Source organism: Rhizobium sp. USDA 3886 (assembly GCF_056279785.1).
Genome location: NZ_JBWCDC010000003.1, coordinates 1,365,889 through 1,385,301 on the forward strand (window position 1 = coordinate 1,365,889; position 19,413 = coordinate 1,385,301).

18 protein-coding genes and 2 pseudogenes are annotated in these 19,413 nt (G+C 60.6%); 12 read left to right on the forward strand and 8 right to left on the reverse strand.

The annotated features are described in order from the left end of the window. Window positions 1–16: 16 nt before the first annotated feature. The 5 genes from ACZ9BX_RS29470 to groES all read right to left on the reverse strand — a co-directional run bounded on the left by ACZ9BX_RS29470 (window position 17) and on the right by groES (window position 3,959). Complete coding sequence (locus tag ACZ9BX_RS29470) at window positions 17–1,036, reverse strand: LacI family DNA-binding transcriptional regulator (protein WP_476223082.1); 1,020 nt, start codon at window positions 1,034–1,036, stop codon at window positions 17–19. Window positions 1,037–1,202: 166 nt separating this feature from the next. Further along, window positions 1,203–1,490 carry a hypothetical protein gene (locus tag ACZ9BX_RS29475; protein WP_027513801.1) on the reverse strand — a complete coding sequence of 96 codons (288 nt, stop codon included), beginning with the start codon at window positions 1,488–1,490 and terminating at the stop codon, window positions 1,203–1,205. Between the two features lie 176 nt (window positions 1,491–1,666). Continuing rightward, on the reverse strand, window positions 1,667–1,903 hold the full coding sequence (locus ACZ9BX_RS29480) for a hypothetical protein (protein WP_476221765.1): 237 nt from the start codon (window positions 1,901–1,903) through the stop codon (window positions 1,667–1,669). Window positions 1,904–1,957: 54 nt separating this feature from the next. Further along, complete coding sequence (gene groL, locus ACZ9BX_RS29485; RefSeq protein ID WP_476221766.1) at window positions 1,958–3,589, reverse strand: chaperonin GroEL; 1,632 nt, start codon at window positions 3,587–3,589, stop codon at window positions 1,958–1,960. A gap of 55 nt (window positions 3,590–3,644) precedes the next feature. Continuing rightward, a complete protein-coding gene (gene groES, locus ACZ9BX_RS29490; RefSeq protein WP_132563355.1) occupies window positions 3,645–3,959 on the reverse strand; it encodes a co-chaperone GroES in 315 nt (104 codons plus the stop codon). Between the two features lie 347 nt (window positions 3,960–4,306). Here groES and ACZ9BX_RS29495 point away from each other — a divergent pair, with 347 nt between their 5' ends. Continuing rightward, entirely contained in the window at window positions 4,307–4,813 is a 507-nt protein-coding gene (locus tag ACZ9BX_RS29495) for an Hsp20/alpha crystallin family protein (RefSeq protein ID WP_476221768.1), read from the forward strand. Between the two features lie 101 nt (window positions 4,814–4,914). Here the strand turns inward: ACZ9BX_RS29495 and ACZ9BX_RS29500 are convergent, their stop codons facing one another. Further along, the gene (locus ACZ9BX_RS29500) at window positions 4,915–5,121 is read right to left on the reverse strand and encodes a hypothetical protein (protein WP_027511671.1); all 207 of its coding nucleotides are present in this window, start codon (window positions 5,119–5,121) and stop codon (window positions 4,915–4,917) included. Between the two features lie 216 nt (window positions 5,122–5,337). Between ACZ9BX_RS29500 and ACZ9BX_RS29505 the strand changes: the two genes are divergently transcribed. From ACZ9BX_RS29505 to ACZ9BX_RS29555, 11 genes and pseudogenes are all read left to right on the forward strand, one after another. After that, the gene (locus ACZ9BX_RS29505) at window positions 5,338–5,529 is read left to right on the forward strand and encodes a hypothetical protein (RefSeq protein WP_037142778.1); all 192 of its coding nucleotides are present in this window, start codon (window positions 5,338–5,340) and stop codon (window positions 5,527–5,529) included. Between the two features lie 126 nt (window positions 5,530–5,655). Further along, entirely contained in the window at window positions 5,656–6,687 is a 1,032-nt protein-coding gene (locus ACZ9BX_RS29510; protein WP_476221771.1) for a hydroxyacid dehydrogenase, read from the forward strand. Between the two features lie 264 nt (window positions 6,688–6,951). Then, window positions 6,952–8,115 carry an isovaleryl-CoA dehydrogenase gene (locus ACZ9BX_RS29515; RefSeq protein WP_476221772.1) on the forward strand — a complete coding sequence of 388 codons (1,164 nt, stop codon included), beginning with the start codon at window positions 6,952–6,954 and terminating at the stop codon, window positions 8,113–8,115. Then, window positions 8,112–9,719, forward strand: a complete 1,608-nt coding sequence (locus ACZ9BX_RS29520; RefSeq protein ID WP_476221774.1) for a carboxyl transferase domain-containing protein — start codon at window positions 8,112–8,114, stop codon at window positions 9,717–9,719. Before ACZ9BX_RS29515 ends, ACZ9BX_RS29520 begins: the two co-directional genes overlap by 4 nt. A 7-nt stretch (window positions 9,720–9,726) precedes the next feature. Further along, complete coding sequence (locus tag ACZ9BX_RS29525; RefSeq protein WP_476221775.1) at window positions 9,727–11,706, forward strand: acetyl/propionyl/methylcrotonyl-CoA carboxylase subunit alpha; 1,980 nt, start codon at window positions 9,727–9,729, stop codon at window positions 11,704–11,706. Then, window positions 11,706–12,575 (forward strand): hydroxymethylglutaryl-CoA lyase, encoded by an 870-nt coding sequence (locus ACZ9BX_RS29530; RefSeq protein ID WP_476221777.1) that lies wholly within the window; start codon window positions 11,706–11,708, stop codon window positions 12,573–12,575. Before ACZ9BX_RS29525 ends, ACZ9BX_RS29530 begins: the two co-directional genes overlap by 1 nt. Continuing rightward, complete coding sequence (locus ACZ9BX_RS29535; protein ID WP_476221779.1) at window positions 12,575–13,363, forward strand: crotonase/enoyl-CoA hydratase family protein; 789 nt, start codon at window positions 12,575–12,577, stop codon at window positions 13,361–13,363. Before ACZ9BX_RS29530 ends, ACZ9BX_RS29535 begins: the two co-directional genes overlap by 1 nt. Window positions 13,364–13,425: 62 nt before the next feature. Then, complete coding sequence (locus ACZ9BX_RS29540; RefSeq protein WP_476221780.1) at window positions 13,426–13,797, forward strand: antitoxin Xre/MbcA/ParS toxin-binding domain-containing protein; 372 nt, start codon at window positions 13,426–13,428, stop codon at window positions 13,795–13,797. Then, complete coding sequence (locus ACZ9BX_RS29545) at window positions 13,790–14,308, forward strand: RES family NAD+ phosphorylase (protein WP_476221782.1); 519 nt, start codon at window positions 13,790–13,792, stop codon at window positions 14,306–14,308. The genes ACZ9BX_RS29540 and ACZ9BX_RS29545 overlap by 8 nt, the downstream gene beginning before the upstream one ends. Window positions 14,309–14,675: 367 nt before the next feature. Continuing rightward, window positions 14,676–14,954, forward strand: a pseudogene (locus ACZ9BX_RS29550) (CopG family ribbon-helix-helix protein). After that, a pseudogene (locus ACZ9BX_RS29555) lies at window positions 14,955–15,229 on the forward strand (type II toxin-antitoxin system RelE/ParE family toxin). Window positions 15,230–15,303: 74 nt separating this feature from the next. Here the strand turns inward: ACZ9BX_RS29555 and ACZ9BX_RS29560 are convergent. Next, window positions 15,304–16,800: a DegQ family serine endoprotease gene (locus ACZ9BX_RS29560; protein WP_476223083.1), complete on the reverse strand. Its 1,497-nt coding sequence runs from the start codon at window positions 16,798–16,800 to the stop codon at window positions 15,304–15,306. Between the two features lie 1,188 nt (window positions 16,801–17,988). Next, window positions 17,989–19,404 (reverse strand): FAD/NAD(P)-binding protein, encoded by a 1,416-nt coding sequence (locus ACZ9BX_RS29565; RefSeq protein ID WP_476221783.1) that lies wholly within the window; start codon window positions 19,402–19,404, stop codon window positions 17,989–17,991. Window positions 19,405–19,413 lie beyond the last annotated feature (9 nt).

Here is a 19,413-nt window from a genome sequence, read left to right on the forward strand (position 1 = left end):
CTCCTCGCGCCGTTTCTCATACCTTGCGGGCACCCCCGCATGACTGCCGCACGACCAAACGGCACGGCAATTTCCTCACTCCGGGCTCGACGGGCCTGCCCTCGGCGAGCGCAAGCACGGTCAACCCTGCCTGACGCCCGAGTTCCTTCAATTCCATGTCGACCGTCGTCAGCGGCGGCCGCGTCTGCGCGGCGACGATCTCCCAATTGTCGAATCCGACGACCGAGACGTCCTCCGGCACTTTGACGCTCCGCTCGCGAAGCGCATCGACGACACCGCGGGCGATCTGGTCGTTACCGCAGAAGATGCCATCGGGTTTTTCTCCGGCGCGGCTCCATATGCGGCCGACTGCCTCATGACCCCAGGCCTCTGCCCACGCGCCGTAGAGGACCGGCTCACTGTCACCTGCGATCTCGCGGTAGGCCGAGGCGCGCTCGCAAACCGAAAAAAAGCTTTCAGGGCCGGTAATATGGGCGATGCGGGAACGCCCGAGTTCGATCAGCCACTCCATCGCGAGCCTTGCACCCTGTGCGTCATCCGAGCGGAAGCTGACGCTGCCCGGCGTGCCTTCCGTAAAGGCGTAGACCACTGGGACCGGAAGGCTTGATAGATCGACCGGCAGCCGCCGGTCGAGCCGCTTACCCGATGCGATGATGCCATCGACCTGCTTGTCCAGCATCGCATCCACATGAATCTGCCCAAGAGCCGGATCATCCTCGATCGCGCACAGGAAAACCGAAACCCCGTGGTCGACCAACGCCTCCGAAATACCTGCCATCACCGGGAGCGTGAAGCGGCCATAAGTGTCGTTGGTCAAGAGCCCGATAGTGAAGCTGCGCTTGCTCAAGAGGCCACGCGCTAGCGCGTTCGGCCTGAAGCCGATTTCCCGCGCGATGCGCTTGACCCGCTCGCGCGTTTCCTCGCCCACGCGGCCCGCATCGTTCAACGCCTTCGACGCCGTCGAGATGCTGACGCCGGCTGCGGCCGCTAGATCATGGATCGTTATCCGGCTCTGTCTTCCCCCTGTGTCGTTCAGTCTCGTTCTCCCATCAGTTCGATAAGAGAAAACCTTTTCGCAACAAAGATGTCAACTGCGAAAACGTTTTCGCAGCCCGAGCTTTCGAGGCGCGCAAACGGCGGTCTCAGGCGAGACTATGCCGAGCGATAGACTGATCGGGGTCGAAGACTTGATCTGAGCAGGCTTACTTGTTCTTCAGCAGCCACATCTTGCCGGCCATCGTGATCCCGTAGACGTCCTTTGACGCATCATGATCGAGATGGCGTCGTTCCAGAAAGCCTGGCGCCTTCAATTCTTCCAGGGTCTTGCTGGTTACGGATTTCACTTTCTGCGGTCGTTCTTTCCAACGGTCGGTTCTTGCGTAAGTCACCGTTGCGTTTTGGTGCGTCCACTTCTTCGTCGGCTGAAGATAAAGATCTCCATCCCTGGCGAGTTTCAGTGCTGCGATCTGCGATGGCGTAAGTTCAATCATGGGTCCGGTAAGTCCTATCTGGTGTTCTTTGCCGCGACTTAGCACAGATTCATCGAGCCGCCTTAAAAAAGAAGCGAGGAGTCCGGATCATTGGCGATCGGCGAACACACCAGCCATTCTCGCCGCACTCCTGGTGTCTAGACGGTCATCACCAGTTCCTGGTCCTCTGTTTGGTTCTACTCTTCGCGCGGCGCGATAAGACCGCGCGCCGCTCCCACCATGACCTTCAGATGGTCCGGGTTGCGAACGCCCTGGCGATAAAGTTCGATCGTGATCGCAGCAATACGCTCTGCTTCCTCGGAATCCTTGGCGACTTTGGCTGCCGACCGAACCTCGTCGAATACGCATTGGCACATCTCAAGGTCGCGGGCATCAAGCGGCACGTCCGATCGGTTGATGATCGTCTGAACCATCCCTAACCTCCATCCCGTGCGGCCCGCCGGTCGCCAGGCGGGCCGAATGTCAACCTAGAAGTCCATGCCGGCTCCGGGGGGCATTGCGGGGGCGGCGCCCTCCTTCTTCGGCTTTTCCGCGATCATGGCCTCCGTCGTCACCAGCAGGCCGGCGATAGAGGCAGCATCCTGAAGCGCGGTGCGCACGACCTTGGCCGGGTCGATCACGCCCATTGTGAAGAGATCGCCGTATTCGTTGGTCTGGGCATTCCAGCCATAGGAAAGCTCGGTCTTCTCGCGCAGCTTGCCGACGACGATCGAACCTTCCGCGCCGGCATTCTCGGCGATCTGGCGCACCGGGGATTCGATAGCGCGCCGGACGATCTCGACGCCGACACGCTGATCCGAATTGGCCACGGCGACGTTGTCGAGCGCCTTGACGGCGCGCAGCAGCGCCACTCCGCCACCCGGCAGGATGCCTTCTTCGACTGCCGCACGCGTTGCATGCAGCGCATCGTCGACGCGGTCCTTCTTTTCCTTCACTTCGACTTCCGTCGAGCCGCCGACGCGGATGACGGCAACACCACCGGCGAGCTTGGCAAGACGTTCCTGCAGCTTTTCGCGGTCGTAGTCGGAGGTGGTTTCTTCGATCTGCGCCTTGATCTGGGCAACGCGGCCCCCGATGTCCGACTTGGCGCCGGCGCCGTCGATGATCGTGGTGTTTTCTTTCTCGACGACGATCTTCTTCGCGCGGCCAAGCATGTCGAGGGTAACGGATTCGAGCTTGATGCCGAGGTCTTCAGAGATCACCGTGCCGCCCGTCAGGATGGCGATGTCCTCGAGCATGGCCTTGCGGCGGTCGCCGAAGCCCGGAGCCTTGACGGCAGCGATCTTCAGGCCGCCGCGCAGCTTGTTGACGACGAGTGTTGCAAGCGCTTCGCCTTCGACGTCTTCAGCGATGATGAGCAGTGGCTTGCCGGACTGGACGACAGCTTCGAGAACCGGGAGCATCGACTGCAGGTTCGAGAGCTTCTTCTCATGGATCAGGATATAGGGATCCTCAAGCTCGACCCGCATCTTGTCCTGATTGGTGATGAAGTAGGGCGACAGGTAGCCGCGGTCGAACTGCATGCCTTCGACGACTTCGAGTTCGGTTTCGGCAGTCTTGGCTTCTTCGACGGTGATCACGCCTTCGTTGCCGACTTTCTGCATGGCTTCGGCAAGGAAGTTGCCGATTTCGGGATCGCCATTGGCCGAGATGGAGCCGACCTGGGCGATTTCGGCATTATTGGAGATTTTGCGGGCGTTGTTTTTCAGTTCCTTGACGACGGCATCGACGGCAAGGTCGATACCGCGCTTCAGGTCCATCGGGTTCATGCCGGCGGCAACGGCCTTTGCGCCTTCGCGAACGATCGCCTGGGCAAGAACGGTTGCCGTCGTCGTGCCGTCGCCGGCGACGTCGCTGGTCTTCGACGCGACCTCGCGCAGCATCTGGGCGCCCATGTTCTCGAACTTGTCCTCAAGTTCGATTTCCTTGGCGACCGAAACACCGTCCTTGGTGATGCGCGGTGCGCCGAAGGACTTGTCGATCACGACGTTGCGGCCCTTCGGACCGAGCGTCACCTTGACGGCATTGGCGAGAATGTCGACGCCGCGCAGCATGCGATCACGGGCATCGGCGTGGAATTTGACTTCTTTAGCAGCCATGTTCTTCACTCCTCCATAGGCAGCCAGCGTTGGAATGGGGTTAGCCCAAGGCCGATTAGGCGGCCTTCTTGTCGACCGCCGGGGCCTCTATGATGCCCATGACGTCGCTTTCCTTCATGATCAGCAGGTCCTCGCCGTTGATCTTGATCTCGGTGCCAGACCACTTGCCGAACAGGATGCGATCGCCGGCCTTGACGTCGAGCGGCTGGATCTGGCCGGCATCATTGCGCGCGCCCGGACCGACGGCGATGACTTCTCCCTCCTGCGGCTTTTCCTTGGCAGTGTCGGGAATGATGATGCCGCCCTTGGTCTTCTCTTCGGACTCCACACGGCGGACGAGAATGCGATCATGAAGCGGTCGGAACGTCATGTTTTCCTCCATGAACAAATGATGATCCATGTTTCACTGCCGGAGCGAGTGATCGATCCGGCGGCTGCCAGGCCCTTTGCTCGCCCGGCTGAAAAAATCTGCTACCGATTTTTTCGAATTTCAAGAGGGCTGCAGCAAAAAATTAGCACTCTTGCGGGGAGAGTGCTAACGCGCCGTTCCGGAACGGAAACGTCGACATTGGCGTTTACTCTATGCTGATGCGCGAGAAATTCCACGCAGCATCAAGCGTGTTCCAGACGAAGGTGACTCATATGTCGCCCCATCGACAAAGGTAAAGGCGAGCGCATGAGGTCATCCTTCGACGCCTTGCAAGCATGGAGGTTGAGATGAGTGTTCGTGATCTTATTCCGTGGGGCCGCAGCAACAGTCCGGTCCCGACAGGTTATGCAGGCAGAGACCAGCATCCGTTCCTTGCGCTTCACCGCGAGATGAACAGGCTGTTCGACGACGTCTTCCGCGGCTTCGAGGGCCGTTTTCCGACAGTCGGATCCGGTTTCATGTTCGAAACCGCCTGGCCGAAGATCGAAGTCGCGGAGACGGATAAGGACATCCGGATCCTCGCCGAAATCCCGGGATTGGACGAGAAGGATATCGAACTTCTGATCGACAACGGCATCCTGACGATCCGCGGCGAAAAGCGAGCCGACGACGAGGATAAGGACCGGCAGTTCTCCGAGCGGTTCTATGGCCGCTTCGAGCGCCGCCTTTCACTCAACAGCGAGGTGCAGGAAGACAAGATCGACGCGTCCTTCAAGAACGGCGTCCTGACGATCACCCTGCCACGCTCCGAAACGGCGCAATCGCGTGCCAAGCGCATCACGATCAACGGCTAGCGGCCGCCGAACGGTACTCCAACCGTGGCCGAGAAATCGAATGGGATCGCGAGAAGCGATCCTGTTCGTTCGCAACGACCTTGGATCGCAGCGATCGACGGCTAGTGCGCGGTGTCGAGCTTTGCGGCGAGTTCCAGGATCATGTCGTCGGCAGCATCGGCGATCGCCATGGCAACTTCCGCCGGCTTGAAGCCCCTCTTCTGGCCTTCCTTGATGATCTCCAGAAACATCGGCTCGAAGGATGCCCGGCAATCACGAAGTCGCTCGGCATACTGCGCAGGTTTGGCATTTACGCTGTAAGTATCCATGCTTTAACCCCTCAACCTTAAGGGCCATACCATGGCGACAAACTCTAATGTAAGCAAGAGCATGCTTAAATAAGGGTTAATCCCTCGGCTTATTTTTGGCCATTACTGGACAACGCCCGATATCGAGAGACCGCTGCATACCGCGCTGCGCCGGTGCATGATTGACTTTACCGCGAAATGAGAACATAAAGGGAACAAAGGTAACGGAGATTCTCAATGACGCACGCAGAGCTCGTTATACAGAATGCCTTGGCTTTTGTTGCAGCATCCCGCTCGGCTCGCGAGCGCGACCGGAAACGGCGCGAGAAGCTGCTCGAACGGATTCAGCTGATGAGACCACCGAACCCCTATCTCGTTAAGACGCGGGGCGGCGAGCAGCTCAAGCTCAAGCTTGATCTCGATCACTGAGGGGCGTCTGCGATCGGCAGAAGACAGTATTGCCCGCGCCCGATATGCGATATGACCATCATCATCGAAACCGCGTCGCTCTGAAACTGCGTGCCAGCCGAGCGGCAAGCTGCGGGAGGAGGAGAGATGATACATGACGAGCGGCCGCTGGCGATCAGCGCGCCGGAGCCGCGCACGCTCGACCTGATCTTTACGGACGAGGCGAGAAAGCAGTTGCACGCCAGATATCAGATCGTCGAGGCCGATCCGGAAAATATCGCAGGGCTCGGCGATGACGTTCTGGGCAAGGCGCGCTACATCATCGGTCAGCCGCCGCTGTCGGCCGAAACGCTGGCCCGGATGCCCGCGCTGCGTTGCGTGCTGAACGTCGAAAGCAACCTTATCAACAACATGCCCTATGAAATCCTCTTTCAGCGCGGCATCCATGTCGTGACGACGGGGCAGGTCTTTGCCGAACCGGTGGCGGAAATCGGTCTGGGTTTTGCGGTTTCGCTCGCGCGAGGCATCGTCGACGCGGATATCGCCTTTCGTGAGGGCAAGGAGCTGTGGGGTGGAGAGGGCAATGCAAGCGCCCGGCTGATCGGAGGCTCCGAAATCGGCATCATCGGCTTCGGCGACCTCGGCAAAGCGCTGCGGCGCGTGTTTTCCGCGTTCCGGGCGAAGGTCCGGGTCTTCGATCCCTGGCTGCCGCGCTCCATCCTGGAGGAGAACGGCGTTGAAGCGGCGAGCCTCGAAGAGGTAGTGACGAGAAGCGATTTCGTTTTTGTCGTTGCGGCGGTCACCAGCGAGAACAAGGGGTTCCTCGGTGCCGAGGCGTTTGCCAGCATGCGGCCGGGCGCGGCTTTCATCCTGCTCAGCCGGGCAGATGTCGTCGATTTCGATGCATTGATATCGGCTGTCGCATCCGGCCATATCGTCGCGGCAAGCGATGTCTATCCGCAAGAGCCGCTACCGCTTGATCATCCGGTGCGGAACCTGAAAGGCTTTATCCGTTCCGCGCATCGGGCCGGCGCACTGGAGAGCGCCTTCAAGAAGATGGGCGGCATGGTGCTGGAGGACATGGATTTGATGGACCGCGGCTTGCCGCCGATGCGGTGCAAACGGGCCGAGCGCGAGACCGTATCGCGCATGCGCTCGAAGGGCGTGAAGATCAACTGATCAAAATATGTGTCGTGGCCGCGTGCTACGAGCGCCGTCACGCGTTACGAAAATGTCGCGATCATAGGCTGTTGCTTTAAGATTGATGCGCCGCGGCAGCATTTTTGGTGGGGAAATTCTGCAGATCGGGTGCTATCGTCCTGACATGGACCGATGAAGCGGAAGAGCAATGCTTCCGGTGTCACGGATCAACACTGCGATCTCGGGAGGAGAGCAGATGCTGGCGGCGATACGGCGGGATCGACGGCTAAGGGGAGAGGCCGGATGTATTCAGGTGGTTTGAATTTCGCGCTCGGCGACGAGATCGACGCTCTGCGCGAAAGTGTGAGGCGGTTTGCAAGCGAGCGCATCGGGCCGCTGGCAGCGGAAACCGATCGCAGCAACAATTTTCCAGCGCCGCTCTGGCGCGAGATGGGAGATATGGGCCTGCTCGGCATTACCGCGGATGACGCCTATGGCGGCGCAGGTCTCGGTTATCTCGCCCATTGCGTCGCCATGGAGGAGATCAGCCGCGCCTCGGCCTCGGTCGGCTTGAGCTATGGGGCGCATTCCAATCTCTGCGTCAACCAGATCAACCGCAACGGCAACGACGCGCAAAAGAGCCGCTATTTGCCCAAGCTGATTTCCGGCGAACATGTTGGCGCGCTCGCCATGTCCGAACCGGGTGCCGGTTCCGACGTCGTCTCGATGAAGCTCAAAGCTGAAAAGCGTGGCGACCGATACGTGCTGAACGGCAACAAGATGTGGATCACCAACGGTCCGGACGCCGAGGTACTGGTGGTCTATGCCAAGACCGACCCTGAGGCCGGACCGCGCGGTATCACCGCGTTCCTCGTCGAGAAGACCTTCAAGGGTTTTTCCACCGGCCAGAAACTCGACAAGCTCGGCATGCGCGGTTCAAATACCTGCGAGCTGATCTTTGCAGATTGCGAAGTGCCCGGGGAGAACGTGCTGGGCGCCGTCGGCGGCGGCGTGAAGATACTGATGTCGGGGCTCGACTATGAACGCGTGGTGCTTTCCGCCGGTCCCCTCGGCATCATGGCGGCTTGCGTGGATATCGTTCTGCCTTATCTGCATGAACGCAAGCAGTTCGGCCGCGCGATCGGCGAATTCCAGTTGATGCAGGGCAAGCTTGCCGACATGTATGTGACGCTGAATACGGCGCGTGCCTATGTCTATGCGGTGGCGGCTGCCTGCGACCGCGGCGAGACGACCCGTAAGGATGCAGCCGGCTGCATTCTTTATGCCGCGGAAAAGGCGACAGCCATGGCGCTCGAAGCGATCCAGGCGCTCGGCGGCAATGGCTACACCAATGATTATGCCGCAGGGCGGCTCTTGAGGGACGCCAAGCTCTATGAGATCGGCGCTGGAACCTCCGAAATCCGGCGCATGCTGATCGGACGTGAGCTGTTCGCGGAGACGGCATGACCGTACTCAAATCCCAGATATCGACCAATTCGGAAACCTTCAGGGCCAATCAGGCGGCGATGGAGGAAGCTATCAAGCTTATCGAGGAGGCGGTACGAACGGCTGCGAATGGCGGCGGGACGTCGGCGCGCGAGCGGCATGTGGGCCGAGGCAAGATGCTGCCGCGCGATCGGGTCATGGGACTGATCGATCCGGCGACGCCGTTTCTGGAAATCGCCGCGACCGCCGCTTATGGCATGTACGGCGGCGAGGCGCCGGCAGCAGGGCTGATCACGGGAATCGGCCGTGTCGCCGGGCGCGAATGCATGATCGTCTGCAACGACGCGACGGTCAAAGGCGGCACCTACTATCCGATGACGGTGAAGAAGCATCTAAGAGCGCAGGAGATCGCAGCGGCCAACAACCTTCCTTGCATCTATCTCGTCGATTCCGGCGGCGCCAATCTGCCGAACCAGGACGAGGTCTTTCCGGATCGCGATCATTTCGGCCGTATCTTCTACAACCAGGCCAACATGTCGGCGGCCGGGATCCCGCAGATTGCCGTGGTGATGGGATCCTGCACGGCGGGCGGTGCCTATGTCCCTGCCATGTCGGACGAAGCCATCATCGTCGAAGGGCAGGGTACGATCTTCCTCGCCGGACCGCCGCTCGTCAAAGCAGCAACCGGCGAGGTCGTTTCGGCAGAAGAACTCGGCGGCGGCGACGTGCACACGCGTCTTTCCGGCGTTGCCGACTATCTGGCGCGCGACGATGCCCATGCCCTGGCGCTGACGCGCCGCGCCGTCGCCTCGTTGAACCGGACGAAAGCGCACACGATCGAGCTTCGCGAAGCCGAGCCGCCACTCTACGATCCGGCAGAGATCGCCGGTATCGTGCCGACCGACCTTCGCACGCCCTATGAGGTCCGCGAGGTGATCGCTCGCATCGTCGACGGTTCGCGCTTCGACGAATTCAAGGCGCGCTACGGCACCACGCTCGTCTGCGGCTTTGCACATGTCCACGGCATCCCTGTCGGGATCATTGCCAATAACGGCGTCCTCTTTTCCGAATCCGCGGTCAAAGGCACGCATTTTGTCGAGCTTTGCTCGCAGCGGAAAATCCCGCTGGTCTTCCTGCAGAACATCACCGGCTTCATGGTCGGGCGGAAATATGAGACGGAAGGCATTGCCAAGCACGGCGCCAAACTGGTCACGGCTGTGGCAACCACCAGGGTGCCGAAGATCACCATGCTGATCGGCGGCTCCTTCGGCGCCGGAAATTACGGCATGGCGGGGCGCGCCTTCTCGCCGCGGTTTCTCTGGACCTGGCCGAACAGCAGGATTTCCGTGATGGGCGGCGAGCAGGCGGCAGGCGTTCTTGCGACCGTTCGTAGCGAAGCGCTGATCCGCGCCGGAACGCCATGGAATGCAGACGACGAGGCGGCTTTCAAGAAGCCCGTTCTCGATCTCTTCGAAGGCCAGAGCCATCCGCTCTACGCCTCTGCCCGCCTTTGGGACGACGGCGTCATCGATCCGGCAAAGAGCCGCGATGTGCTCGGGCTGTCGCTGTCAGCTGCGCTGAATGGGCCGATCGAAGACACGCGCTTCGGCCTGTTCAGGATGTGAGGCGGCAATGTTTGAAAAGATCCTGATCGCGAACCGTGGTGAAATCGCCTGCCGGATCATCCGCACCGCCCGCCGAATGGGAATCCGCACCGTCGCCGTTTATTCTGATGCCGATAGCGGGGCGCAGCACGCTGGGCTCGCCGACGAAGCGATCCGCATCGGTGGTGCGGCGGCCCATGAAAGCTATCTCTCGATCGAGCGCGTTGTCGCGGCGGCGAAAAGGGCAGGAGCCCAGGCGATCCATCCGGGCTATGGCTTCCTTTCGGAAAATGCCGAGTTCGCTGAGGCTGTCGAGGCGGCAGGAATAGTCTTCATCGGCCCGCAGCCATTGGCGATCCGGGCAATGGGCCGCAAGGATGCCGCCAAGGCCCTGATGGAAAGCGCCGGCGTTCCGATCGTGCCCGGCTATCACGGCGACAGTCAGGAGCCCGACCTTTTGGCGGGCGAGGCAGCCGGGATCGGCTTCCCCGTCCTCATCAAGGCGCGGGCCGGCGGCGGCGGCAAGGGCATGCGCCGCGTCGACCGGGCGGAAGACTTTTCAGCAGCACTTGATGCAGCCAAGCGCGAGGCGAAGGGGGCCTTCGGCGATGATGCCGTTCTTATCGAGAAGTACCTGCTTCAGCCGCGCCATATCGAGGTCCAGGTTTTCGGCGACCGGCACGGCAATGTCGTGCATCTTTTCGAGCGCGATTGTTCACTGCAGCGCCGCCACCAGAAGGTCATCGAGGAAGCGCCAGCCCCGGGTATGACCGCCGAGATGCGCCGCGCCATGGGCGAGGCGGCTGTCCGCGCGGCCCGGGCGATCGATTATCGCGGCGCCGGTACAGTGGAGTTTATCGCCGATGTCTCGAACGGGCTGTGGCCGGACCGCTTCTTCTTCATGGAGATGAACACGCGCCTGCAGGTCGAGCACCCCGTAACGGAGGCGATTACGGGCGTTGATCTCGTCGAATGGCAATTGCGCGTGGCAGCGGGTGAGCCGCTTCCGAAGAAGCAATCCGAGCTGAAGATCGACGGCTGGGCGTTCGAGGCGCGTATTTACGCAGAGGATGCGGAAAGGGGCTTTTTGCCTGCGACAGGCGTAATCGATGAGATGCGTTTTCCGGAGGACGGCGTGCGGATCGATGCGGGCGTCAGGGTAGGTGACCGGATTTCTGCCCATTACGATCCGCTGATCGCAAAGATGATCGTGCATGGTGCGAACCGCCGCGCGGCACTGGCGGCGTTGACCCGGGCACTGCAGGCCTCGCACATCGGCGGGACGGTGAGCAATATCGGCTTTCTCGCCAATCTGAGCCGTCAGCAGGATTTCGTCGCTGGCCATCCAGACACTGATTTGATCGAGCGCAATCTTGAAACGCTGACGGCAATTCCGACTGCTGAAGACACCGTGATTGCGCTTGCGGCGGTGCTGTCGTTGGAAGGAAAAAGGCCAGGCTTTGATCCGTGGGATACGCTCGGCCATTGGCAGCTTTGGAGCGAGATGCAGCGCGTTGTGACGTTGGACCATGCAGGCGGTCTTGCAAATCTGCGGGTCGTTGCGCGGGGCTTTGACATGTTCGCCGTTCATGACGGCCATCGCGTGATCCCCATCAGGATCGTCAGCCGCCATGCCGACCGATTGCAGGTGGAAGCCGATGGCAGGCAGGTGTCGGTCGGGATCGAGCGCGGTCCGCATCGGCTGTGTTTGAGGCTTGACGGCAACTCGCATCTCTTTGCGCTTGCCGATCCGCTGGACGGTACTGCCTTGGAAGCGGAGGCCGGCGATCGTCTCATTGCTCCGATGCCGGGCTTCATCAAGATCGTGCGGACAAGCGAAGGTGCCGTCGTCTCGAAGGGCGAACCGCTGATCGTCATGGAGGCCATGAAAATGGAGCTGACGCTGACGGCCGTGCGGGACGGCATCGTGGAAAGCGTTCAGGCGAGCGAGGGCCACCAGGTGTCCGAGGGCGCCGTCCTTGTGACACTGAAGGCCGGGGAGGCATGATGACTGCTTCCCATCAGGAACATGTCTCGATCGTCGAGATGGCGCCGCGTGATGGTCTGCAAAACGAGAAGCAGTTCATTGCGACAGCGGACAAGATTGCGCTTGTCGACATGCTGTCCGATTGCGGTTACGAGCGCATCGAGGTGACGAGTTTCGTGAGCGAAAAATGGGTGCCACAGCTTGCAGACGCTGCTGACGTGATGGCCGGTATTCGCCGCAAACCCGGCGTGCGCTATGCCGTGCTCACCCCCAACATGAAGGGTTTTGAGGCGGCGCTTTCGGCGAAGGCGGATGAGATCGCGATCTTTGCCGCAGCTTCCGAAAGCTTTTCCCAGCATAATATCAATTGCTCGATCGCCGAAAGCATCGACCGTTTCCGCCCCGTCGCGCAGGCAAGCCGCGAGCACGGCATTCCGATGCGCGGCTATGTCAGCTGCGTCGTCGAATGCCCTTATGAGGGTACCGTACCGCCCGCCAATGCCGCGAAGGCCACGGCATGGCTGAGGGAACTGGGGTGCTATGAGATCAGCCTTGGCGATACGATCGGCCGCGGAACACCGGAAGCCGTAGCGAGGATGCTCGCAGCCGTGCTTGATGAGGCGCCGGCTGCGATGCTCGCCGGCCATTTTCACGATACCTCAGGCCGCGCGCTCGAAAATATCGACGTTGCGCTCGACCTTGGGCTTCGCGTCGTCGATGCCTCGATCGGCGGGCTCGGGGGCTGTCCTTATGCGCCGGGCGCAAAGGGCAATGTCGACACGATGGCCGTTGCACGGCATCTGGCGGCAAGGGGTTTTTCGACAGGGCTCGTGGAAGATAAGCTGCGGCAGGCAGCGGCCTTTGCCCGCGCGTTAAGGAGTGAGCCGTGATGCCAAAAACGCTTCGCATCGACATCGACGCCCGCGGCGTCGCACGGCTGACGCTTGCGCGGCCCGAAAAGCATAACGCGATCTCGGCCGAGATGATGGATGAACTGATCGCGGCAGCAACGGCGCTGGGTACCGACCGTGGCGTTCGGGTTATCGTGCTTGCCGGCGAGGGCGCAAGTTTCTGCGCGGGTGGTGATCTTGGCTGGATGCGTGCGCAATTTAATGCCGGACGCGCCGAGCGGATTTCCGAAGCAAGGCGGCTTGCCACGATGTTCCGAGCGCTGAACGATCTTCCGAAGCCGATGATCGCCCGTGCCCAGGGCAACGCCTTTGGCGGCGGTGTCGGCCTTCTCAGCATCTGCGATCTGGTGATCGCCGCCGAAAGCGCGCGTTTCGGCCTGACCGAGGTTCGTTTGGGTATCATCCCGGCGACGATCAGCCCCTTCGTCATCGCCCGGATCGGTGAAGGTGCCGCCCGGCCGCTCTTCATGTCCGGTAAACTGATCAGCGCATCGGAGGCGAAGGCTGCCGGGCTGGTTGAGCATGTTGTACACGCCGAGGATCTCGATGCGGCAGTCGAAGCCGAAGTCGCGCATTTCCTGAAAGCATCGCCCGAAGCAGTGGCAAGAGCCAAAATGCTTGGACGTTCGCTTGGAATGCCGATCACGGACACGGTCGTCGAAAGCGTTATTAAGCAATTGGCGGACACCTGGGAAACGGAAGAGGCGCGCGAAGGCATCGCCGCCTTCTTCGAACGCCGGAATCCATCCTGGCGTTGCGATGCTTGAATTGAGCGTATTTTGCGCCTATTTTGATTTAGGCGAGGTCAAACTATGTGAGGATACTTATCATGGCAGCCACGAGTTTCAGTAATGTCGCTGCCCGGTTCGGCGATGGACATTCGTCGTTTCTGTCCGCCCGACGGGTCGCCGAGCAACTTGGCGTGACGCTTTCCGAGCTCGCTCGGCTGATCGGGGTGGCGCGCAATACGCTGACGGCGAAGTCGAGCGCCCGCAAGGTGGATGGCGCGCTGAGCAACGTCGTTCGCATTCTTGCGATGGCAAGCGAAATGACCGGCGATGAAAGCCGCGCGGTCATCTGGTTCAAGCATCAACCAATTCCCGGTTGGGGCGGCAAGACGGCGTTTGATCTTGTCGGTGAAGGCAAGCCTGACCGCGTTCTCGCCTATCTCGAAGCAGTCCGCTCCGGCGTCTATGCCTGAGGTGCAATCGGGCGCCATCGTGCATCTCTGGCGCGCCTTTGTTCCCAGATGGGCCTACGCGCCGCTTTCCGGCGAGGGCGCCAGCCGTTTCGGTGGCCGGTGGAATCCGGTCGGCGCCCCGACGGTCTATGCGGCCTGCGAGTTGTCGACGGCCTGGGCCGAGTACAACCAGGGCTTCGTCCAGCATCCGGCGATGATCGTGCAGTTGGAGCTTAGAGGCGCGTGCCTTGCGGACACGACAGACCCAGGGCTTCTTCGCGAATTTGAGGTTCCGGCGGACATCCATCGTTGTGAATGGCGGATGCTGATGGATCAGAGCAAGGTGCCGGAGACCCACCGGTTGCGCGAACGCCTGCTTGAATCGGGATATCACGGCGTGATCTATCCGTCCTTCATGTCGCATGGCGGCACATGCGTCGCGCTGTGGGGATGGAATATGCCCGGAGCACCAGAACTTCGCGCAATCGATCCAGAGGGCAGACTGCCAAAATCATCGGCCTCCTGGCTGTAGCCTGCGGACGCGTTGGAGGATCGAGACGTAATTACGCATGGAACTCAATGCATTAGCCGCTCGGCAGGAATTCCATGAGATTAACGCGCGTAGTTCGCGTTGGGTCATGCGCGAAGCCATCGCGCAGTGCGTCGAGCGCGAGGAAAAGCGAGATGCATTCAAGCAAGACGCCATGCGTACTTGGGAGGCGAGCACATCTGCTTCTGTCGTTCGAGGACGCAGATGCCTGGCTGGCGAAGCTAGAGGCGGGTGAGGATGCGGAGATTCCTAAGTGCCGCGGCTGATCTGGGCGCAAAATCTTGAGAAACCATTGAAGTTCATCGTTTCTGATCGTGTATGTCGATAAGTGCTGCGCCTCGACCGGCGCTTGACGAGGAGTTTTCGATGGAAAACTAAAGTGCTGACCGCGCATGTGCCGCTTCCGCTTGCGCAAAAGGTTGATCAACTCGCGGCGCGGCTTGAACGTTCGCGTGGCTTGATCGTCTAGCAAGCCCTGACCGCATGGATTGACCAGGATGAGGAGCGTCGGCGTTTGACGCTAGAGGCGCTGACCGACGTCGACAACGGCAACGCCATCGACCATCAGTCCGTCCAGGCCTGGGCTGATAGCCTCGACAGCGACGAGCCGATTTCGTTGCCTCGGTGAATGGAGCTCAAGTGGACGAGCAAAGCGGTCTCAGATCTCGCCCGCCTCTAGGACTTTCTCGCCCCGGTCAATCGACAAGCGGCGGCCCGGACCGTGCAATCACCAACCGCTACACCGAGACGCCTGCTCGAACAGCCGCGCCTTGGTGGGCGGCTCGAGGCGTTCGATCCGCGGGGGGCCGCCGCATTCTCGTTGGCCACTACGAGCTCCGCTATGAAATCCAACTGCCGGTCATCTATGTTTTGCGGTTTTGGCATCCGCGTGAGGATCGATAGAAGCGCACACCACCAAGCGGCAACGCCCCCGCATCCGGTGGAAGCGGGGGCGATAGTGGCCCGGGCGTCCCGCGTCAGGCAGCCGCGAATGGCACGGCAACGAAGATCTTGTTGCCGCCGCGTTCGACAAGCAGAAGCACCGACTTGCGGCCGGATCTTGCAGCGTTGGTAACGGCGTTCTTCACATCGCCTGCATTTTGCACGGTCTTGTCGTTGACCGAAACGATGACATCGCCTGTTTGAATGCCTGCTTCGGCTGCCGGTTTGCCTGGGTTGACGCTGGCGACAACCGCGCCCGTGACGCTTCTCGGCAGGTTCAATTCCTCGCGGGTATGTGGCGTCAGATCGGCAAGAGCAATCCCGATGCCCGGACCGGCTTGTGTTCTGCCGCTGCTTCCCCCAGTGGTTGCCTCCTTCTCGCCTGTGTCGTTGCCGCCGATCGTGACGGTGAGCTCGGTGCTCTGGCCGTCGCGCCAGACGGTGAGCGTCTCTCTGGCGCCTGGCGACATGTCGGCGACAAGACGCGAGAGATCCTTCGGCGTTTTCACGGTTTCGCGTCCGACAGCGGTGATGATATCGCCCGTCTTGACAGCGGCGCGTGCGGCCGGAGTTGCGCCGCTTACGGCTGTGACGAGGGCACCCTGCGCGGCGCTGAGCCCAACGGCATCGGCAACATCCTTGGTGACTGCCTGGATCTGCACGCCGAGATAGCCATGCGCGATCGAACCGTCCTTCTGAAGCTTTGCGACGATCGCCCTGGCTTCGTCGGACGGGATCGCAAAACCGACGCCCACGCTGCCGCCATTCGGCGAATAGATGGCCGTATTCATGCCGACGACGTTGCCATCGCGATCAACCAACGGACCGCCGGAATTGCCGCGGTTGATCGGCGCGTCGATCTGGATGAAATCGTCATAAGGACCGCTGTGCAGATCGCGGCCGCGCGCCGATACGATACCGGCCGTCACCGTCGTGCCGATGCCGAAGGGATTGCCGATAGCCAGGATTTGGTCGCCGAGCTTCAACTGGTCGGAATCGCCCCAGGCGATCGTTGCAAGCGGTTTCGGAGCCTCGATCTTCAAAACGGCGACATCGGACTTCGCATCGGTACCGACCAGCTTGGCCGGAAGCTCCGTGCCGTCATCCAGTGTCACCTTTATGTCCAAAGCATTGTCGATCACGTGATTGTTGGTAACGATGACGCCATCTGGACTGATGATGAAGCCGGAGCCAAGCGCCATGGCGCGCTCGCCCTGCTGGTGCTGTGGCACCTGCTTCGGAAACGGTATGCCTTGCTGCTCGAAGAACTGCCGGAATTGCTCGTCCATCGGAGATTGGTCGTCGCCGGCGCTGGCGTCGGCTTTCATCGTCGTGGTGATGGTAACGACAGCAGGCTTGTCGGCATCGACGACTGAGGCGAAAGAGCCGCTGGAGGCAAGCGCCCCATTGATTCCGGCCGGAGCGGCGACGGCGTTGGATGCGTTGATGGCAAACGGCAGGGCGACTGTGACTGCGATAAAAGCTGCGCCGATCAGCGCTGCGGTGCGATGCTTGGAGAGGATCGTTGACATGGCGAAAAGTCCCTTGCGGAAATGCTGCATGGCGGCGTCTTAGTTCCATGCGGGGGAACGCGGGCGTCGGGCGAAACATGGCGCCAGTTCTTTCGTCTTCTTAGGTAAACCATCAAGACATCCGGTGCATATCGCCGGCCTCAAGAATTGGCGTCTTGGAGAGATATGCTCCGACCGGGCCGTGTTTACAAATTAAATGTTCCTTACAGTTTCGTTTAAAAAATGTAATAATTACAGAGATTTAATGTCGCAAGTGCAAGCGCAACATGAGTATTCGAGGTGACTGCTACTTTGCAATCGAGCCTAACGTCCGAGAAACATACGTCGCTGCGGCAAAGACTTGCGCAATTCGGCAGCAATTGCCACCAGTTCGTCTTTGACGTCATGCTTCAATGGGTTACGTCGTATCCCAATGGCTTGACCATGGTGAAGATGTCGATCCGGTACGACGTGCTTGACAAGGCCCAAATGATCTTTGAGCCGCCGAACTTCGGCATCGCCGGGTCGGCTGATGCCGCCCGTTCGCCTCTCCGAAAGCGCCGAACGCTGCTTTCTGACGAAAGTTGCAGAGCCGGCAGAGGCCAGTTCCAGCGGGCGGACGCCTTATCGACCGACTTGAAAGACAGAAAGCCCTTCTCTCGTCGTTTCCGCGGACGACCCAGGAAAGGCATATTTGGAAGGAACACGGAAGGTGAGCATGCCACCTTTGATTCTCACAATCCCCGAGCGGGATGGCGATCATCGAAATCGCGGCAATCGGACAGACGCGGCAGACGGATGCATTTGCGCCGGCCGAATTGTGGGACATCGATCATGAAGACGTGATGAAGGGACATATGATGGCGAGGTGAAGCCACAGCTCTGATCGGAACGATCAGCCATCTGGCGGCAGTTGCATAACCAGGCGCTCGCCGGTGTTGAAGACAACGCTTTGAAAGCTCTTCTATGATAAGCGTGATTCCGCTCCATGAACACGCCAGACGGCCCAGGCGGCGAGCATGGCATATAAAGGGGCCTCCCTAGTCGGCGGACTAGGAAAGCCCTTAACCTGTCGCGCGGCATACCGAACAGTGCGCTTCAGGTCACGCGGAACATGCATCATATTTTCCGGAGAGGAAATCGGACTGAAGCCTGAGGAGCGGCCAGACTTTGGTCCTAGTCAATCATCGAATTCCCAGCAAAAGTGAGCTACCTGAACATGTTAAGTTTTCTTACAAGTTCGGCAGCAACGAAGACTGCATGGTCCGTCACCTGCGGTAGACCCATCAGTTCACCGAACGTGCCGCGCGCAAGCGGACCCGAAATCAATAGGGACGCGTTCGATAGACCGTCCTTGCCGACTGCTTCCGAACTCTCATTGCAGGCGATGCCAAGGCCGGTCGGATCGAGCTGAACACAACCGCTCTGATTGAGCGTATGCAGCCATGGCTGGCTTTCGAGAATACCGCCATGACTGGGACCTGTGGTCACGACCACAGCGTCGAAGCGTTTTTCGACATGCTCGCCGGTTCGCCGGCGAAGCAACACATCGATCGCCTCGCCGTCGACTTTGACGCTTGCAACGGAAGCGGCAAGAACCTCGAGCCGCCCTTCGGCAATGGCGCTTTCAAGAACGGCCTCAACCTGCGGCGCAACGCGGAAGCGATGGACATCCCAGTAAGGCCGCAAGTGGTGGACGATGCGGCACCGTTCGGCGACCGGCAGATTGCGCCAGATCTCATGGCCGTCGCTGCGCACCTGATCGATGACCGCGTGCCAGCTTTCGCCGATTTCGGCTGCCTGATCGATCGCTTTACGAACGTTCCGGAGGAGTGCAGCAGCACTTGCGGCCGGAGCGGAAAGGAAATCGCCGAACGGTTCCTGCGGGCAGGGTGGGTGGCCGCGCGAACGAAGGCCGCGGCGGGAAATCGAGGTAATCGGTCCATGATGCCCGCTGCGCGTCAGCGATGCGGTGATATCGGCAGATGTCAGCCCGTTGCCGACGATGAGGACCCGATCGTCCGGGCGAATGATATCGAGTGCGCCGGGTCGCGTCGAATCGGCAACAAAGCGCGGGTGACCGGCCAATGCGGCGGAAAGGCGGCGCGGTGCTGAGGGCGCGGGATGGCTTGTCGCGATCACAAGAAAATCGGCGCGCGTGTCCTCGTCATTGCTATCCGTTATCAACCAGCCGTCCGAACCGGACGAGACCTTTGTTACGATCGCTTTTTTGTGCTCCACCGCACCGCTTAAGACAATTGGGCGCAGCCGCGCGGCGACATATGCGCCGAAGAGGTGCCGCTGCGGGAAGAGATTGCCATTCAGCCACAACGCTTCCCGGTCGTCGGCAACGGCGTCATTTTCCACCACCCAATCGAGAAAATCTTCCGGCAGATCGGGCAGCAGGCTCATGCGCGCAGCAGGGACGTTGATGCGGTGGGCCGGATCTTCCGTATCATAGGCAAGTCCGCGGCCGATTTCCCGGCGTGGTTCGAAGACGATGATCCGCGGCAACTTGTCCGGCATGGCTTTTACCAGGTGATAGGCGACACCCGCACCGGAAAAGCCGCCGCCGACAATGGCAACGGCCGGTCTTTTGACGCTATCCGTTTCGTTGTTCGTCACTGCTGCTGA

Excerpts from the sequence above, each read along its gene's own strand:
- ACZ9BX_RS29475 (WP_027513801.1), bottom strand. The coding sequence starts at position 1,490 with ATGATTGAACTTACGCCATCGCAGATCGCAGCACTGAAACTCGCCAGG.
- ACZ9BX_RS29480 (WP_476221765.1), bottom strand. The coding sequence starts at position 1,903 with ATGGTTCAGACGATCATCAACCGATCGGACGTGCCGCTTGATGCCCGC.
- groL (WP_476221766.1), bottom strand. The coding sequence starts at position 3,589 with ATGGCTGCTAAAGAAGTCAAATTCCACGCCGATGCCCGTGATCGCATG.
- groES (WP_132563355.1), bottom strand. The coding sequence starts at position 3,959 with ATGACGTTCCGACCGCTTCATGATCGCATTCTCGTCCGCCGTGTGGAG.
- ACZ9BX_RS29495 (WP_476221768.1), top strand. The coding sequence starts at position 4,307 with ATGAGTGTTCGTGATCTTATTCCGTGGGGCCGCAGCAACAGTCCGGTC.
- ACZ9BX_RS29500 (WP_027511671.1), bottom strand. The coding sequence starts at position 5,121 with ATGGATACTTACAGCGTAAATGCCAAACCTGCGCAGTATGCCGAGCGA.
- ACZ9BX_RS29505 (WP_037142778.1), top strand. The coding sequence starts at position 5,338 with ATGACGCACGCAGAGCTCGTTATACAGAATGCCTTGGCTTTTGTTGCA.
- ACZ9BX_RS29510 (WP_476221771.1), top strand. The coding sequence starts at position 5,656 with ATGATACATGACGAGCGGCCGCTGGCGATCAGCGCGCCGGAGCCGCGC.
- ACZ9BX_RS29515 (WP_476221772.1), top strand. The coding sequence starts at position 6,952 with ATGTATTCAGGTGGTTTGAATTTCGCGCTCGGCGACGAGATCGACGCT.
- ACZ9BX_RS29520 (WP_476221774.1), top strand. The coding sequence starts at position 8,112 with ATGACCGTACTCAAATCCCAGATATCGACCAATTCGGAAACCTTCAGG.
- ACZ9BX_RS29525 (WP_476221775.1), top strand. The coding sequence starts at position 9,727 with ATGTTTGAAAAGATCCTGATCGCGAACCGTGGTGAAATCGCCTGCCGG.
- ACZ9BX_RS29530 (WP_476221777.1), top strand. The coding sequence starts at position 11,706 with ATGACTGCTTCCCATCAGGAACATGTCTCGATCGTCGAGATGGCGCCG.
- ACZ9BX_RS29535 (WP_476221779.1), top strand. The coding sequence starts at position 12,575 with ATGCCAAAAACGCTTCGCATCGACATCGACGCCCGCGGCGTCGCACGG.
- ACZ9BX_RS29540 (WP_476221780.1), top strand. The coding sequence starts at position 13,426 with ATGGCAGCCACGAGTTTCAGTAATGTCGCTGCCCGGTTCGGCGATGGA.
- ACZ9BX_RS29545 (WP_476221782.1), top strand. The coding sequence starts at position 13,790 with ATGCCTGAGGTGCAATCGGGCGCCATCGTGCATCTCTGGCGCGCCTTT.
- ACZ9BX_RS29560 (WP_476223083.1), bottom strand. The coding sequence starts at position 16,800 with ATGTCAACGATCCTCTCCAAGCATCGCACCGCAGCGCTGATCGGCGCA.